The organism is Flavobacterium sp. LC2016-12 (assembly GCF_015351595.1).
Taxonomy (GTDB): Bacteria; Bacteroidota; Bacteroidia; order Flavobacteriales; family Flavobacteriaceae; genus Flavobacterium.
Window position 1 is genome coordinate 124241 of sequence record NZ_JADKPT010000005.1, and the last position, 16561, is coordinate 140801.

The following is a 16561-nucleotide window of genomic DNA, read 5'->3' on the forward strand; positions in this document are numbered from 1 at the left end:
TTTTATTTTTTTGGCTTGCTAAAAAACAGACTCCACCAACCAATAGTTCTTCCTATAGCTTCTGTGAAAGCTTCTTTTTTATTGTTTTCAGTTAGTATATTTGAATATCGAATTATTATCAATAATATGGTAATAGCATTCCATTTGAAGCGGTCTTTAAAATTTGGCACAGGGTTTTTAACCCTCCATACATACCAACCATTTCTTACGACCATCTTTCCATATTTGTATTTATTTGGACGTCCCGATTCAGCATGGAAATGTGACAATTGCACCTTAGTATTTATTACATTTTTTCCATAACTCAGTGCTCTTATACTAAAATCAGCATCTTCATATAAGCCATAGCCTTCAAAAAATCTTGAAAATTTAATTTTTTCAAAGATACTTTTTCTAAAAGCCATTGACATTCCGATTAATAAATCTACCTCATAAGTCTTTCCGGACATTGGAAAACCACACGTTCTGCCATGCGAATAATTTGGCATTCTTCCTGGGCTTAAATGAGAAGCAAGACCCAAATAGTTGCGAACAACATTTCGCAAACCTTCCGGATAAAAATACTCCTCAAACAAATAATATCTTTTTTTATCATATGATACATCCGTTTTTTGAAGTTTCCATGCATATTCATTTATAGCAACTCCTCCAACACCAGAAATATCCTGATTGCTCTGAAAAGTTTTTATAATTTCAGCAAAATAATCTGGCTCCAGAATCGTATCGTCATCAATAAAACAAACAATCTCTGAAGAAATATTAACTTTTGAAATTCCAAAATTACGTTGCTTTGTAAGCCCTCGATTTTCATCTGAAACTAAAAAATATTTTAAATTTTTAAATGAATTTGCGTTTACAAAAGCCTCTGATGCATTATTTGAGGAACTATCGATAATTAAAATTTCATCAGGATATAAATCTTGATTCTGAATTGAAAATAGAAGCAAAGCCAATGAATCAGGCCGCATGTAAGTACAAACTATTAATGAAAATTTCATTTTTTATCCTTTAATTCGTTTGCCCAATATAAACTTTGTTCCCATTGTCTTTTAAAATTTTGCAAATATTTTATTGGACTTTTAATAGTCTGGACTTTATAAAATTTAAAAAATAATATCGTTTTATACCCTCTAATTTGTTCCTTTGTCAAATGTAATTGATTGTATAACATAACCGTTGGAGAAGGCTTAGGCTGAATACTATCATTTTTCCAGGCTAAAACTGGTTTTGTTCTAAAACCTCCTATTGGCGCACTTAAATGTGTAATTTCTGGATTAGGAAAATACAAAACATCAGCTCCTGAATTTCTTAATTGCATTCCAAAATCACTATCCTCTCCATAACCAAATTCAAATCCCATTCTAAAAGAAACTTTTTCAAGTAAAACACTGGCTATAAAACTGTTTCCTGAACCAAAAAAAGGAGCCTGACAAACAATATTAGTTTTTTTTATTTCATGTACTTTTAAATAGGCATTACTAGCAACCTTGCTTCCAAATTTCAGACAGTTATTAAGGGTTTTAGCAATTAAATCTGCCTCAAACCTATTATCATCGTCGTTTAAAAAAACCCATTCACTATCAACTTCAGCCAAAGCTAAATTTCTGGCATTACAAGCTCCCGCCTGGTGCGTAAAAGTATGCTTTATTATGAATGGCCAGCTTTGATTTGTAATGTAATCAAGTTCAGAAGTACTTTCCAGGCTTGGATTTTGTTCGACAATAATGACTTTTTTGGGCAAATGACTCTGCTTAGATAGATCTTTTAGTACGTCATGCAAATATTCTTTTCTTCCTATCGTTGGAATTATAACATCTACAGTTCCTTTTTCCAGCACTTTCTTTGTTGATTGCACTTCAATTCCATCTAACACATCTTCTTTCACTTTCCTTTTACAATAAAAAAAACTGGAAATAAATGGAAAAAGAGCCAATTTTCTTTCGTGCAAAAACAAATTAAAAAACAACAAAAATGTCCAACGGGATTTAAAATGTTGCTTTACAAATCGGAATAAATTAAATAAACTATTCTTCTGTTTCCTTATTTTATCAGATGAATTAATTAATAGATCTGGTTCAGAATAACAAAGAAGACCAGCAGGCATTGCTACTTTAGCTAGAGAATTCAAAAAATATCCAAAATCATCTGAGATTCTAGCTTTATCCTTCAAAACTAATAAAACTGATGTATGGATTCCTCCAATAGAAGTACTCATTTGCCAGGTTGGATAGCTTACTTTCTTGTTAACATTTATAAACGGAGTTCCCTCAACATAGCCAATCGCTTCAGATAAAAATGCATTTTCAAATACATTGAAAGAAGCCATTATTTTATGATGATGAAAAATCTCAGGAATTTTTGACAGGTTAAGATTTTCCTTGAGGTCTAATTGGCACCATATAAGTAATTTCTCAGGAAAAGAAATTGCTATTTCAAACATGGTTTTAACAATGTTTTTTTTAGAAAAAATGATATCTTTCCCGTCAACTTCAACCTCAACAACTTTATTATTTTGATGATAAATAATTATCATTATCGTTTTATATTTTGATTGATTATTTTTTTATAAAATTCGATATTTTCAAATACTAACTTATTAATATCAAATTTATTCTCAACTCTAGTTCTGGCCTGTTTGCCAATTTGCATTTGAAGCAAATCGTTTTGCAATAACTGGATAACTTTTTCAGCATATAAACCATGATTTTCAGGATGAACAAGGAAACCGCTTTCTTCGTCAATAATTAGTTCTTGTGCCCAACCGATGTTACTATTAACAACTGCCTTTTGCATGGCCATACATTCTATTGTCACCATCCCTAAAGTTTCTGCATAAGTTGGGAATACACAAACATTAGCTTTTTTGATATGTTGCTGTACCTCATTGTAAGGTATTTTACCTAAGTAAATGACATTTTTTAAATCTTCACTTGTAAATCGCTTTTTCATCAATTGCCAGGTCGAAATGGAATTTGTTTTGATATCAAAAGAATCGTTCCCAATCAAAACTAACTTTGCTTCAGAAAATTCTTTCCGTATTTTATTAAAAATATCTGGTAATTCTAAAACACCTTTTTTTCGTATCAAGGCTCCCACGTACAATATCATTCCTTTATCATACATCAATGGTGAACTATTTGTAAAGTTTTTTAGTTCTAAACCGTGATGAATTATTTTTATTTCTTTACCTTTTATTTTGAATAATTCTCTGGAAACATCACCAGCAAAAGTTGTTGGAGAAATAAAAGCATCAGCATGGTTTATTGCTAATTTTTCAAACCAAAAATTTTTACGTTTTTGCTTTCTTTTTTCTAAATGACAAAAATAGGCATCACTTCCATGAAAACGAATGACTAAAGGAATTTTAAAATTCATAAATGCAGTAATTCCTGTCCAATCAGGTGCTTCAAGAATATTTATTTTTTTTTCAGCTATTACTTTATTTACAAAATTTTCAATTTTTTTTCTATTAAAATAAAATCTAAGAAATTTCGCTTTACTATCATTTAAACTATAAATCGTAACATCTTCTTCCTGGAGAATAAATTCATCTTTTTGTCCGTATACAAAAACTGATACCTTAACATCGCATATTTTAAGTTTTTCTACTAAATTGTAAACGCTTGTTCCCAGTCCGCCATCATGCCCAAAGGCTTTATGAGGATAATGAGACACTATGTATGCGACATGTAAGTTTTCTGTCATTATTTTATTGATAGTATTTTTTTTATGCTTTTTTTTAATTCTATTTCTTTTCGTCTCATTAACTTTTTAAAACTATAACCATACGCACCAATAGTGTAAAATTTTCCTGCTGAACAATATAGTACAGATTCTCTTGACTCAAAAACTTCATTGTTATTTCTTTTCAAATAAGCATGATGATTTTGAGCTTTTGAGTTCTCTCTCCTTTTCGAAAATAAGAAAACAGATGAAAACAAACCGAAATCTTTTTGCAAAAGAAAATCTTCATAGTTTAATGGCTTAGATACTTTAAAATATCTAACTAAATTATTGATAACTGAAGTGGTTGCAGGGTCTTTCAATTTTAAATAAGATGAATAAATTACTAAAGGAGGTAAAAAACAATCTTTCTTTAAAACATAAGTATTTTTTGAAGACTCAATTTCTCTATGATTTAGATTAATTTCTACATCAAAATAGCTCGATATATATGATGCAATTTCTTTAGTATTTTTATTTGTTTTTATATCAAAAACTACATCTTCAAGTTTAATTTTCTCGTCTAGATGATTATATTTTATCCATCTTTCGGGATAATAATCTTTATCGTCAAGTTCCTGACTTTTTAAGCCATCAAAGTTCTTTAAAGGTCTTATTATTTTTGACCCTTTTTTTTCGCCTAGCCAAGCTGTCCACCACGAAAAAGTAGAATTGCTAATTATAAAATCGTCACATAATGAACCCAGACAAAGTTGCTCAATGCCATTTAATTCTTCTCCGAAAAAAACATTTTGCAAAAAAGAGAAATGAAATTTGCAATACTTAATATCATCGCTTAAAACAATCAAATTACAAGATTCCCAATCTGGAAAAAATTGTTCCAGACTATTTAAATAATAGTTAATTGGCAATTGAAAATAATCCGGATGATTTACAAAATCTCCCCTTCTTATTGAAAGCAAAATGGTACGTTTCGCAAAAGCATCAGCATACCTGCTTTTAATACTATTAATTAAGAAATCTGAAAATTCAAAATAATATTTGATCAAGGCTTTATCAAAATATTTTTCAGTTTGTAGCCAGCCCGAAAGATCATAGTCACCAGTCGCTAAATCCCATTCATGAAAATTATATTCCTTTTCTTCAACTTTAATAAAATTTGAAAAATCTGAAGTTAACAGGGGTAATTTATTTTTAAAATATTCCTGATATTTCCAATCTAAAAAAGAATAATGCTGATTATTTGACATACTTACTCCAATAGTTGAAGCAATTTGAAAGAGTTGATTCCCTAAATTTCCTTTCCTTCCTATTTTAGAGTATGTTATCATCTTAAAAATCTTTTTATTGGATTATTTATTAAAAAAATCTTTTATAATTCTGGCTGTAAATATTTTGGCTCCCACATCATTCATATGACCGCAAGAAGAAAAATATTTATCCTCAGTTACTACATTTTCATAATTATGAATTTCTGGATATGCTTTTTTTACTTTATCAAAATAATTCATTCCCTTAACATTTTCACACATAGGAGTCATTACAGTGATCAAATTAATGTTATTAGCTTTACATATATTTTTAATTTCTTCATAAGATTTATTATGAGGCAATGGATTTAAGTTTACAATATTATTTCTCATATTGCCATTCTTATGCTTCGGTAAGGGATAAAAGCCAAGATTTTCTAAGGCGTTAGTTTTTTTATGAATGAGGGTAAAAAACACTTCTCTAAAACCTATTTTAGAATCGTATTTTATATATCTGTAAAATGGCAGATAATACATTTCATTAAAGTTTTTCTCCTCTTTAAAATGATCTCTTATTACATCCGAATTGTGAATGTAAGGCAAAAATTTTGATGAAATTGGTTCCGATCTATGACCAACTGCAAGATTAAGATCTGCTTCAACAATAACATTTTTAATTTTCCATTTTCTTTCTACCATTAGTTTTAACATCAAAGAAGCTTCAAATAAATGTGCAGCACTTATTCCGTAATTAAAAGTTTTCAGCCCTTTATCCTGAAACATTTGCGGTATAAAATGATTATTGGCTCTCGATGAACCTAAGATAACCACATCATAGTTTTCAGTACTCGAATTAAAAACGGTTTCAATTTTTCCGCGATCCCGAGATCGCATAAAAATTGCTGTGTAAATTCCATCTAATACAATTGCAAGCACAATTGTAATAAGAAATATTTTACCTGTGTAAATTAAAAAACGTTTCATTAAAATTGAAAATATATAAATTCTTTGTAATCTGAAAAGGTCCCGAAAACCATAATTGATCCTATTGCCAAGGCTAATTTGAGAAGATTTCTTTTTCCAGAAAGAGGTTCTGCTTTATGGCGATTATTCCATTCAATCAAAACAAATACTCCTATCAAAAGAATTAGCTCATAATTGTAACGATCAGGTTCAAGATATTGAAAACCAAAATCTTTTTTAGTTATTATTTGCTTCAGATACAAAAAAGCATCTGTAATGGTTTTGGCTCTAAAAAACACCCAGGCAATGCAAGTAATTATAAAAGTTGACAAAATATTTGCAATTACCTTTATGGAATCAAAATTCCAATTTAATTTAATTTCATCAATGTTATTCCTATTACTATTCAACAATAGTAGGGGTAGAAAATAAATTGCATTTATAAATCCCCAAGCAATATAGGTCCAATTGGCTCCATGCCAAAATCCAGACACTACAAAAATTATAAATGTATTTCTAATTTTCATCCAGATCCCACCTTTGCTTCCACCTAACGGAATATATAAATAATCACGAAACCAGGACGAAAGAGAAATGTGCCAACGACGCCAAAACTCGGCTATGTCACGTGAAAAATAGGGATAGTTGAAGTTTCGTAATAAATCTAAACCAAACAATTTTGAAACTCCTAATGCAATATCTGAATATCCAGAAAAATCACCATAAATCTGAAAAGCAAAATAAATTGCCCCCAATATCAATGATAGTGAATTTAAAGAAGTGTAATGATCAAAAACGGCATTAGCATATACCGCGCAACTATCAGCAATGACAACTTTTTTAACCAATCCCCAAATGATTTGACAAACTCCCTCTTTAGCTGTTTGAAAATCAAATTCTCGTTTTATTTTTACCTGTGGCAATAAATGTGTTGCTCTTTCTATTGGTCCTGCAACCAAAAGAGGAAAGTAACTTACAAATAATGAATAATCTATAAAATTATATTCTGCTTTTATTCTCTTGTAATAAATATCGATGACATAAGATAAACCGTGGAAGGTATAAAATGAAATTCCGACAGGAAGAATAACGTTAAGTAAAATTGGACTTGCCTGAACACCAACCGAATTTAGCAATTCTGCAAAAGAAGATGCAAAGAAATTATAATATTTAAAAACCCCTAAGAAACCTAAATTGACTATTATACTTAACCAAAACCAAAATTTTCGGCTTTTTTCTGATTTTCCTTTTTCGATTTGTATACCAGTATAATAATCGAGGAATGTAGAAAAAACTAATAAAAACAGGAATCTCCAATCCCAACAAGAATAGAAATAATAACTAGCAACAATTAATAAGGTATTTTGTGAGCTTTTCGTTTTATTAAAAACAAACCAATACAAGAAAAAGACTATTGGCAAAAAAATAGCAAATGCTAAAGAGTTAAAAAACATATTTATTTTATTATAATCGTATTTATAGCTGCCCAAATATTCTCAGATGCAAAAGTTGGATTTTCTCCTGCGACAATCGCATACCATTTTTTACCATCTGGAACATTAGATAATTTCTTATCTAAAATTTGTTTTACCTGATTCTCCAAATCTAACTTATTAGTACAGAAAACAACAGATTCCTGACTAGGCATACTTCTGAAATGAACATATTTATAATTTTGACCTATATCTCTGATACCTTTTTTTAATTGAGGCTGTTCATAATTAAAATATATGCAGGGTTTATCATGAGCAACAAAATCAAATACAGTAGAAGAACAAACATTTGTTACAAATTCTGAATGTGCACAAATATTATGCAATAATCCCAAATCTTCTTTTGTTGGTAAAATTTCATTCCAGTTTTTTCCAACTGTTTTCCATAACGGATCTATGACCATTATTTCTTCTCTGTAAGCGCTAAGAATATCTTCGTAACGAGATGTTGTATCAACAGGACATTTACGATAAATAACACCTATATTTTCGCCTTTAGCATTTAAACTTCTTACCGCTTTTGCCAAATCCTCAAGATAGTATTGATCTAAAGGTGAAGTTGTTTCGTCATCACCAGAAAAGCAAATATATCTTTTCGAAAGATCAAGATTATTTTCTTCAAAAAAAGCTTCCCTACTTTTAAACAAATTAAAATTGTAATGCGGTTCGAATTGAGGCGTACCCGTAACAAAAACCTGGGATTCTTTTACAAAAGGATAATATTTTAAAATTTCCTGCTTCATTAAATCACTCCAAACAAAATAAAAGTCAGCTTCGACTACCTGCATTGCTTTAGGCACATTATCCCACGAATATACAAAAGCAACGACCGGGATATCGAGATCCTGAGCTGCCAATAATGCACTAATAGATTGTGTGGCTCTTTGGGTAGTACAAAAAACCAAATCAGGTTTATGTTCTTGCAATTGTGCTTTGCAATATTGATATTTTGATGTCGAACGTTCCAGGGCATTGATACGTTTTCTGACCCTTATAATTCCATCCTCCGAGGAATTAAAACCAATCAATAATTTTATATATAGTGTCTTTAAAGTGTTTTTAATGCCACTATAACTAAAAGGAAATTTATACGTTTGATATACCTTGTCGTTAAACTTTTTTTGAGAAACATTTAATTCTATATGTTTTCTAATTCTCGAATAAAGAGGCGTTAAAGGATGTGTGGTATGATTCTCTATTTCAACCTCATTATATCCTAAATAATCTTTTAAAGAAAAAACTGTGTTATTCCAATAGGTTATTTCATATCCTTTTTGTTCTCCAATTTCCTTAAAATTTGTAAAAGCAAAATTTCGAAGTCCAACACCATCTGGTAGAAAAATAAATATTTTTTTTTTCATTCTATTGTATATTCAAATCTATGATGATTTATTTAAAAGTTCCTTGTTTAAAAGGACATACTTCCATTAATCCATCACATAATTTTTCTAAATTTTCTTTTATAGGTAAACTTGGTAAATCTGCAAACAAGTTTATCATCTCAGCATCTGTGAACGGAGAAATTATAATTTCAGGACTATAAAATGGTAATTGAACCGATTCAAAATAGTCTTGATATTTTATATCATCTCCAAAAACCTTATCTGAAAACTTTTGCCAAACAGACGGAATTCCATATGCGTGACCAATAATTATTCCGTGTAAAGAGGAAGAAATTATTTTTTCGCATTGTAAAAACTCTATAGTTTTAGATTCGATATCATTTGTCATCATATCAATCAACAATACCTCCTGATTATCTTTAAACCAATGCTGTACCAGTTTGTAATCGCTATAATGCGGTACAAAACCAAATTTATATTTTTTTTCAATTTTTGGATTAAAATATCTAGGCAGCAATAATGCCGGATCTCCATAAATCTCGGGAACATCATAACCAAAATTCAACAAATACTGACGTGTCTGTGGACCCCGAACTGCCAAAAAAACAGCATTTTTAATTTTTGTTTTTTGATCTATAATTCCGCTTCCCCAAACAATGCACTTGTGATTTACGTTGGCCAAAATACTCCCAATAGTAACATAAATTGGTGCGAACCAATCGAGAACAGAAAACTTTTTTGGCCAGGCAAAAACAACTTTTTTTCCTGAAATTTTTTCAACAAGATATTTCCCTAAAATGTCGCCGTAATTTTCTTTGGACTTACCCTGAATTACTTTTTCATTCCACCAAAAAAGCCTGATTGTTTTTGAAAAAAACATTAGGTTAGACTTTTTTATTTTTTAATTTATCTCGTTGAATTTGTTCAATTGGCAATATATCAGCACTTTTAAAAGTTAATGCCTGGTAAACAGCCTGCAGGTCACGGGTTAATTTTCGTAAACCCATTGGCTCTAATGAAGCCGCATGATCTGTACCTTTCCAGGTTCTGTCTATTGTATAATGCCTTTCTATAATATTGGCACCTAATGTATATGCTGCAATATCAACCGCAATTCCTAAATGATGACCTGAGAAACCAATATGTTTTACTTTATCTCCAAATTTTTGTTTCAACAAATTAATATCTAATAAGCAAACATCCTCAAACGGAACTGGATATCCAGATGTACAGTTGTATAAAACAAGATCATGATTTCTTCCTTTTTCAGTAAAATAAGCTACTAAAATCTCCGTTTCATTTTTAGTGGTCATCCCGGTAGAAATATGAATTTCACCATGATAATTATCGCATAACCAACCTAACATTTCAAAATTGTTGTTACAGGCTGAAGGAATCTTAATAAATTCCGGATTTAATGATGCGATCTCTTTTGCAGAAGTTGTATCCCAAACTGACGTTGAATACACAATTCCGATTTCATCGCAATATGCCTTAAGTTCGCTATGTTGCTTCACATCAAACTCCAGGTATTCTCTATGCTCACCATAAGTGTTTCCATATGAATTTGAAGCGTTTGGATGTGGAGCATAATATTGCTCTTCTGTTAGAAGTTCTTTATTGTTACGTTTTTGAAATTTAACTGCATCTGCATTTCCAAAGATTTTAGCAATTTTAATTAATTCTTTGGCAATGGCCATTTCCCCTTTATGATTACAACCAATTTCAGCAATCACATAAGGTTTTTTATAATCCTTCATAACGTTTATTATATTTCAATAAAATTTCACAAGTTTCTCTAATTGCACCATCTCCCGAAGCATTTGTCAATACATAATCTGCATTTGCTTTTACTATTTCTGTTGCATCGGAAGGTGTAAACGACCATCCAACACTACAAATATTTGCTAAATCATTTACATCATCACCCACATAAGCAACGGCACCAAAACTACTATTTCTATCTAAAAGAAATTGAGTTAAAAACGAAAACTTATCCTTAACACCCAAAAAAGTATGTTTTATTTGCAATTTCTTCATCCGCTGCCCAACTAACTCAGAATTTTCTGAAGTCATTACTATAACCTCAACCTGATTTTGTCTGATTATTTCTAACCCCATTCCATCACGCATATCAAATTTTTTAGCCATTTCTCCTTTGTCATCGTAATAAACACATCCATCAGTAAAAACACCATCAACATCTAATACTAAATATTCAATTCGTTGATGCACTTTCTTCTTTTTCTGGCGATCCGCAAGCAGACTTTCGACAATCTCCCAATCAGATAAGCTATCGATTTCTACAAGTGATTCTTCAGGCATCTTTACTAAACCAATTGAACCGCTAACTCTATTTTGAGAAGATAAAAAAGCTTCTTTTGTTGTTGTATAAACAGCACCATTTTCGATCAATAAACCTTCAAAATCCTGACGTCTCGGTCTTTTAAAAACGTCATAGTTTTGTGGAGTTCCGTCAGAATTCCAAGTAAAACGATGCGTATTGACAACAGTCAATGCAGCAGTTTTTTTATTTACAATAATTTCATTTAACGCAGCATTAATATCTTCTACTGCTGTCATTGGGGAAGTTGCCTGCAATAAACATAAAATATCAAAATCATATTGAACACTTTCTGCAAATTCCAACAAAACACTTTCCGTAGAAGCTGTATCAGACGCGTTGTCATCATTTCGTAAAAGCGCTTTTACTTTTGGAGACCAGAAATATTCTTTTTTTACATAATTAATTATTTCTTCATCGTCTGTAAAAATGTATATTTCATCTAATTCTGAAAAAATAGCTGCAGTCAGTGCCCATGAAAAAAGTGGGCGACCTAACATTTTCTTTTTATTTTTTCCAGGAATTCCTTTTGAATTTTTACGCAGTGGAATAATGGCTGTTTTTTTCATTTTTGACTTTTTTACTGTATAAACAGAAAATAATTAAATTATAGACTTAAGCTTATTAACAATCTTATCTAATGTTTTTTTCCTTTCTGAATTTGCCAAGAGAATGCCTTGTTCACTTATAGAATTATAAACTTCTAAACATCTATTCATTCTAATTATAAATTCTTCCGTAGTCATTTTATTTATAAATTCAAAAAGTTCATTAGGGCACTTAAAGTTCGAATAATCAATAAAACTATCTGTTGGAAAAATCTCGTATGCATTTGTATTTTTACCATAATAAATGGGTAGACAATAATTTTGAATGCTATCCCAAATTTTTTCAGTCATATAATTATAAGTCGCTGTGTTTTCAAAACATAAATTGAAATTATATTTATCCAATACATTTGTTTTACTTGGTCCCCAATTACCATCTCTGGAATCTTCTATTGAAACCCCCTTTGGCCAACCTTTACCATAAATATCAATAAGATTTATTTTATTTCCCTCTAAAGCAATTTTTGATCTCAAATTTATAAGGTCGATGTTTTCTCCATTATGCATTAAAGGAGGCGATTTAATACCTTTATAATACGACATTAAAGCAACAATCTTTTTTGAATCAAGCAAAAAATCTTTTGGCAACAAACCAAGGGTCTGATTCATTTTTTTCCTGTGTATGGAAATGTTTGTTACAAAAATATCTCTGGTATAAATATTCATAAAATGGCAACTAAATAAGCCAAACAAGTACTTTTTACTCGATTCAAAATGTGTATCAAATCTTGGCTCAACTGTCCAAATCAAGAATTTTTTCCCAAAAAATGTCCTCCAAAAATATTTTTTCAAAAATTTAAAATTTTGTGAAATAATAACATCTGAGTCCTTTACATTATCTACTATAACAATGTTATTTTGATTTAAATAATCTAAATCTCCTTCTTCAAAATCATCAAAAGGTGTATATTTAAATGAAGAAGCTTTATATAGTTTTATCAAGCTCATTAAAATTATATTTTTTTAAAATTATACTTTTTATGTAATTGAAATCCAAGCTTTCAATTATTTTTTTTTGGGGATCACTTAACTCTGTTACGGATAGAATTTTCAATCCATCAATAATATTATTTTTTATCTCTGATATATCTTCACAATTCTCAATCAACAAGCCGCTAATTCCATGAGTAATAACTTCTGCCGTTGCACCACCTGGATTTGACTGAATAGGATAGACACCCATACAAATAGCTTCCAGTAAAGTATTTGGAATTCCATCAGAATTACTATTACCAATATAAAGCAGTGATTTGCCCATTAATTTTATAACTTCAGAATGACTTATTTTTCCTTCAACTTGAAAATTGATCCATTCTTTTAAAATTGACTTTTTTAAATAATCAAAAGTTTCAACATCAGCTCCAAAAACGATTATTTTATATTGCAAGAGTTCATTGCTTAATGATTCTATTGCTTTTAGAACAGGTATTACCCGTCCTGATCGTCCTTGAAACCCTTTAATCAAAATAACATTTCTTTCACTTTTCGGTAACTTATATAATTCCATTTCAGCGAAATCAAAACCTCCACCTCCAGGGAAAACACCTAAAAACTCCCCAGTAAAACCATATTTTTTTGCTATTTCGTAGTCTCTTTTACAATCTGTAAACAAATAATTAATTCTTGGCAGCACCCGTTTTATATCTTTTAAATAAGTTGGCTCATTTTGAAAATAAAACAAATCGCTTCCCCAGGAAGAATAAATCCATTTTTGATTTGCGTATTTCTCCATAACCGAAATTATTGGAGTGCAAGATAAATATAATGCGAAACTATGAACTAGATCAGGTTGAATTTCATTTAAATATTTTTCAAAAACTGTAGCCGTATCTCTTTCAATATTTATTTGGATCTTCTTATAGATACCAGGAAATTTACTCTTTATGAATATGCGACCAGGGTAATTCCACTTCAATTTCCAGCCCGTTTTTTGAGTAACCCAATTTAGCCTTTCAATTTTACCACTCATACCGGTGATATCAAACCAATATACTTCATGACCAGAATCCTGAAGCTGGCTTGTCCATCTAAAAAAGTGGAGCGATGGTATTGAAACCATTAAGATTTTCATACTGGAAAATAAATTTTAAGCCGTATCGTTTTCTCTGCTTCGTTAAAAGAATAATGATAAGGCAAATTTCGATAATGAACAACTATTTCATTTAGGATCAAATCATTTACATTTTTCATAGATAAAAATTGCAAGTGTTTTTTACCCAATGCTTTTTTTGTTAGCTGCTTAATTTTATTTGCATTTTCAACATCCTTAACTGCAACCGAAATTAATTTCTTTTCAAAATTTTTCAATTGCGCCAGACACGCATTTACGGCAGCAATTTCAGGCAATAAATCTATTGTAAAATCGGGCGTACCAGATAATATGTTATACTCATTTGGGTCAGGCAAAACCCCCCATTGATTCTTTAGGTTTGTCAATGTTTGTTGAGTATTTTCAGAAAGCTTTATATAAGAATGATTTATTTTTTCTAAATTAAAATGAAACGGTTCTTGGCTTAATCTGGTTCTATAGGTTTTAGGATGCCATTGATGTTTTATAAAAATATATTTATCATAAAAGTCGACAGTTATTCCCAGATTACGTAAACGAATATGTACATCTGTATCTTCTGCCCCCCACCCATGATAAAATTCATTATATCCGTTAATTTTTTTCAATATTTCCGTAGGATAAAATGACATTCCTGTAGCTTCTTTTTTAGATTTAAAAGCAATAATGGCGTTGTTAAAATCTTTATTTAATGAAGCTTCTTGCTTGCTTAAAAAACCGACCTGAAAATAAGTCACCTTTTCTTCATTTTTTATTATATAGAGTTCTTTTACAAAGTCAGGATGAAAAATCATATCAATATCACCCACAAAAAAGTAAGGCGACCTACATTTTTTTAGTGCAATATTTATAGCTCTGCATTTGTTCCATAATTGACCGGATACCGGACATAGTACAGCATTTACTTTTGGATATTCCTGAAGCAGTTGTTTTAAATTGAATATATAATTTTCATTTGATCCATAATCAACAAAAAACAATTCAAACTCTTGATTAGATTGTCTGTATAAAGATTCAAAACAATTTTTTATCGTTTTTAAATTTCGATTTCGATTCGTTAAAACTATTGTTATCATTATAATTTTAGTAATGATTTAAATTTGGTATCACCTCTTCCTGCAATTTTGAATACCTGATAAAAGAAATTTATTCGTAATAAAGCATACTTAAATTTAATTGTTTTATTACAATTATAAGTATTAACAAAGGCTAAACATTTATTACAATCTTCATATTGTTTGCTTGCTAACTGGTGGCGAAAAACACCCAAAACCATTTTTACAAGGGCTAAATTAATTTCTGCATTATTTGGAGCCTGCAATAAAACTCTTCTTTTTACTTCTAAATAAGATTCTATGAAAATATTTAGTTTACCATTTAAGGTTGTTATAGAGTTATTATTTCTTCTAACATAAATTAAAATTTCTTCTATAATTTCAAAACTCTTAAATTTTAAAAGAATTCTAGAATACAGCTCCATGTCTTGAGATTGCAACAAATTTTCATCAAATAATGTAGAATTCATTAAAACTTCTCTTCTCCACGTAGGGGTTATCATTAATATAGAACATCTTCCTAAGATATAGTCTGTATAAATATCTCCGGTAAATTTATTTATAGTTATTTCTTTTAGATTCTTTTCAAGAAATAGCCCTTCGAAATTCTGAGTTTGACAAAGACAAAAATCTATGTTTTTATTGTTCTCAAATATTTGTTGTTTTTTTTCTAAATGTTCAGGATGCATTAAATCGTCACTATCAAAAAAATGTATCAACTCTCCCTGACTTAATTCAAAACCATAATTCCTGCAGGCATTTGCTCCTTTGGGCTTATTAGCAGGCCGCTTATAAGACTTAATTCGGGAATCTTTCTTTTCATAAAATTCCAGAATTTCACTTGTATTATCCGTTGAGCCATCATCAACAATAATACATTCCCATAATTTATATGTTTGATTTATAATAGATTCTAAAGTCTCCGGCAATAAATGGGCTCTATTGTATGTGGGAATAATAATTGAAATCATTTTCTGTATATTATACTTTTCAGTTTAAGTTTAATTAAAAATAACTTCAGTTCATATTTTAATTTACCAAGGTATTCTTTTGGTAAATTAAAGCCTATTTTAAAAAGAAATAAAGCAGTTAGTTTTATTTTTGAAGGATATTTTAACTTATGCAGTTGATAGTGTGCAATTGTTTCATTTTTCCACCTATTTAAAGAGCCTTCTTCATCTCGTTTAATATGATAAAAGAAAGTTTCATTAAAGTCCATTATTTGATAACCTTCTTTGATAACTCGTTCTGACCATTCTTTATCTTCACTAAAAACAAGCTTTTCATCAAATTTAAATTTGTTCCAAATTTTTTTGTTAACCATAGCGCAGCCAGCCATAAGACCAAATTTTAAACCATCATTTACTAAAAAATCATTTTGAACGGCTCGTAAATAATTTGAATATGAATTAATATAACGCAGTCCTGCTAGCTCCGGATTAGAGATAAATGGTTTTATTGAATTTTTAAAAAACGAATTCCCAATTGGTACCGCATGCGAACTTAACAATAATACTAAATCATTTTTGGCATTCTCAATTCCAAGGTTAATTGCTTTTCCATAAGTAAAATTTTCAATTGTTATAATCTTGCATTTAAATTTTTCAGCTACGATTATACTCTCATCTGTCGACTTATTATCTACTACAATTATCTCATCGATATCATCATTGTATATTTTTCGCAAAATATTCAAAATAGATTCTAAAGCTGTTGCTTCATTTTTGTTTCGTATAATTATAGAAATCATTTT

15 protein-coding genes are annotated in these 16561 nt (G+C 29.9%); all 15 read right to left on the reverse strand.

What is annotated here, in order from left to right; all coding sequences use genetic code 11:
* Window positions 1-2: 2 nt before the first annotated feature.
* The 15 genes from IRZ99_RS10280 to IRZ99_RS10350 are packed head-to-tail and all read right to left on the reverse strand — an operon-like array spanning window position 3 to window position 16558.
* Window positions 3-998 carry a glycosyltransferase family 2 protein gene (locus IRZ99_RS10280; RefSeq protein WP_194657199.1) on the reverse strand — a complete coding sequence of 332 codons (996 nt, stop codon included), beginning with the start codon at window positions 996-998 and terminating at the stop codon, window positions 3-5.
* On the reverse strand, window positions 995-2533 hold the full coding sequence (locus IRZ99_RS10285; protein WP_194657200.1) for a glycosyltransferase family 2 protein: 1539 nt from the start codon (window positions 2531-2533) through the stop codon (window positions 995-997). The genes IRZ99_RS10280 and IRZ99_RS10285 overlap by 4 nt, the downstream gene beginning before the upstream one ends.
* Window positions 2533-3705 (reverse strand): glycosyltransferase family 4 protein, encoded by a 1173-nt coding sequence (locus IRZ99_RS10290; protein ID WP_194657201.1) that lies wholly within the window; start codon window positions 3703-3705, stop codon window positions 2533-2535. Before IRZ99_RS10290 ends, IRZ99_RS10285 begins: the two co-directional genes overlap by 1 nt.
* Window positions 3705-5015, reverse strand: coding sequence for an alpha-1,2-fucosyltransferase (locus IRZ99_RS10295; RefSeq protein ID WP_194657202.1), 1311 nt, complete (start codon window positions 5013-5015; stop codon window positions 3705-3707). The genes IRZ99_RS10290 and IRZ99_RS10295 overlap by 1 nt, the downstream gene beginning before the upstream one ends.
* Window positions 5016-5036: 21 nt before the next feature.
* Window positions 5037-5918, reverse strand: coding sequence for a hypothetical protein (locus IRZ99_RS10300; RefSeq protein WP_194657203.1), 882 nt, complete (start codon window positions 5916-5918; stop codon window positions 5037-5039).
* Complete coding sequence (locus IRZ99_RS10305; RefSeq protein ID WP_194657204.1) at window positions 5918-7351, reverse strand: MBOAT family protein; 1434 nt, start codon at window positions 7349-7351, stop codon at window positions 5918-5920. Before IRZ99_RS10305 ends, IRZ99_RS10300 begins: the two co-directional genes overlap by 1 nt.
* Before the next feature lie 2 nt (window positions 7352-7353).
* On the reverse strand, window positions 7354-8751 hold the full coding sequence (locus tag IRZ99_RS10310; protein WP_194657205.1) for a UDP-glycosyltransferase: 1398 nt from the start codon (window positions 8749-8751) through the stop codon (window positions 7354-7356).
* 28 nt (window positions 8752-8779) lie between these two features.
* On the reverse strand, window positions 8780-9613 hold the full coding sequence (locus tag IRZ99_RS10315) for a polysaccharide pyruvyl transferase family protein (RefSeq protein ID WP_194657206.1): 834 nt from the start codon (window positions 9611-9613) through the stop codon (window positions 8780-8782).
* Window positions 9614-9617: 4 nt separating this feature from the next.
* Window positions 9618-10493 (reverse strand): N-acetylneuraminate synthase family protein, encoded by an 876-nt coding sequence (locus IRZ99_RS10320; RefSeq protein ID WP_194657207.1) that lies wholly within the window; start codon window positions 10491-10493, stop codon window positions 9618-9620.
* A complete protein-coding gene (locus tag IRZ99_RS10325; protein ID WP_194657208.1) occupies window positions 10480-11646 on the reverse strand; it encodes an acylneuraminate cytidylyltransferase in 1167 nt (388 codons plus the stop codon). Before IRZ99_RS10325 ends, IRZ99_RS10320 begins: the two co-directional genes overlap by 14 nt.
* Before the next feature lie 33 nt (window positions 11647-11679).
* Entirely contained in the window at window positions 11680-12633 is a 954-nt protein-coding gene (locus IRZ99_RS10330; protein WP_228519068.1) for a glycosyltransferase family 10 domain-containing protein, read from the reverse strand.
* A complete protein-coding gene (locus tag IRZ99_RS10335) occupies window positions 12611-13756 on the reverse strand; it encodes a glycosyltransferase (RefSeq protein ID WP_228519069.1) in 1146 nt (381 codons plus the stop codon). Before IRZ99_RS10335 ends, IRZ99_RS10330 begins: the two co-directional genes overlap by 23 nt.
* Complete coding sequence (locus IRZ99_RS10340; protein ID WP_194657209.1) at window positions 13753-14829, reverse strand: glycosyltransferase family 2 protein; 1077 nt, start codon at window positions 14827-14829, stop codon at window positions 13753-13755. Before IRZ99_RS10340 ends, IRZ99_RS10335 begins: the two co-directional genes overlap by 4 nt.
* Window positions 14829-15779, reverse strand: coding sequence for a glycosyltransferase family 2 protein (locus tag IRZ99_RS10345; RefSeq protein ID WP_194657210.1), 951 nt, complete (start codon window positions 15777-15779; stop codon window positions 14829-14831). The genes IRZ99_RS10340 and IRZ99_RS10345 overlap by 1 nt, the downstream gene beginning before the upstream one ends.
* Complete coding sequence (locus IRZ99_RS10350; protein ID WP_194657211.1) at window positions 15776-16558, reverse strand: glycosyltransferase family 2 protein; 783 nt, start codon at window positions 16556-16558, stop codon at window positions 15776-15778. Before IRZ99_RS10350 ends, IRZ99_RS10345 begins: the two co-directional genes overlap by 4 nt.
* Window positions 16559-16561: the final 3 nt, after the last annotated feature.

Coding starts and splice junctions, on each gene's coding strand:
- IRZ99_RS10300 (WP_194657203.1), bottom strand. CDS start 5,918: ATGAAACGTTTTTTAATTTACACAGGTAAAATATTTCTTATTACAATT.
- IRZ99_RS10285 (WP_194657200.1), bottom strand. CDS start 2,533: ATGATAATTATTTATCATCAAAATAATAAAGTTGTTGAGGTTGAAGTT.
- IRZ99_RS10290 (WP_194657201.1), bottom strand. CDS start 3,705: ATGACAGAAAACTTACATGTCGCATACATAGTGTCTCATTATCCTCAT.
- IRZ99_RS10350 (WP_194657211.1), bottom strand. CDS start 16,558: ATGATTTCTATAATTATACGAAACAAAAATGAAGCAACAGCTTTAGAA.
- IRZ99_RS10345 (WP_194657210.1), bottom strand. CDS start 15,779: ATGATTTCAATTATTATTCCCACATACAATAGAGCCCATTTATTGCCG.
- IRZ99_RS10340 (WP_194657209.1), bottom strand. CDS start 14,829: ATGATAACAATAGTTTTAACGAATCGAAATCGAAATTTAAAAACGATA.
- IRZ99_RS10295 (WP_194657202.1), bottom strand. CDS start 5,015: ATGATAACATACTCTAAAATAGGAAGGAAAGGAAATTTAGGGAATCAA.
- IRZ99_RS10315 (WP_194657206.1), bottom strand. CDS start 9,613: ATGTTTTTTTCAAAAACAATCAGGCTTTTTTGGTGGAATGAAAAAGTA.
- IRZ99_RS10305 (WP_194657204.1), bottom strand. CDS start 7,351: ATGTTTTTTAACTCTTTAGCATTTGCTATTTTTTTGCCAATAGTCTTT.
- IRZ99_RS10320 (WP_194657207.1), bottom strand. CDS start 10,493: ATGAAGGATTATAAAAAACCTTATGTGATTGCTGAAATTGGTTGTAAT.
- IRZ99_RS10280 (WP_194657199.1), bottom strand. CDS start 998: ATGAAATTTTCATTAATAGTTTGTACTTACATGCGGCCTGATTCATTG.
- IRZ99_RS10325 (WP_194657208.1), bottom strand. CDS start 11,646: ATGAAAAAAACAGCCATTATTCCACTGCGTAAAAATTCAAAAGGAATT.
- IRZ99_RS10310 (WP_194657205.1), bottom strand. CDS start 8,751: ATGAAAAAAAAAATATTTATTTTTCTACCAGATGGTGTTGGACTTCGA.
- IRZ99_RS10330 (WP_228519068.1), bottom strand. CDS start 12,633: ATGAGCTTGATAAAACTATATAAAGCTTCTTCATTTAAATATACACCT.
- IRZ99_RS10335 (WP_228519069.1), bottom strand. CDS start 13,756: ATGAAAATCTTAATGGTTTCAATACCATCGCTCCACTTTTTTAGATGG.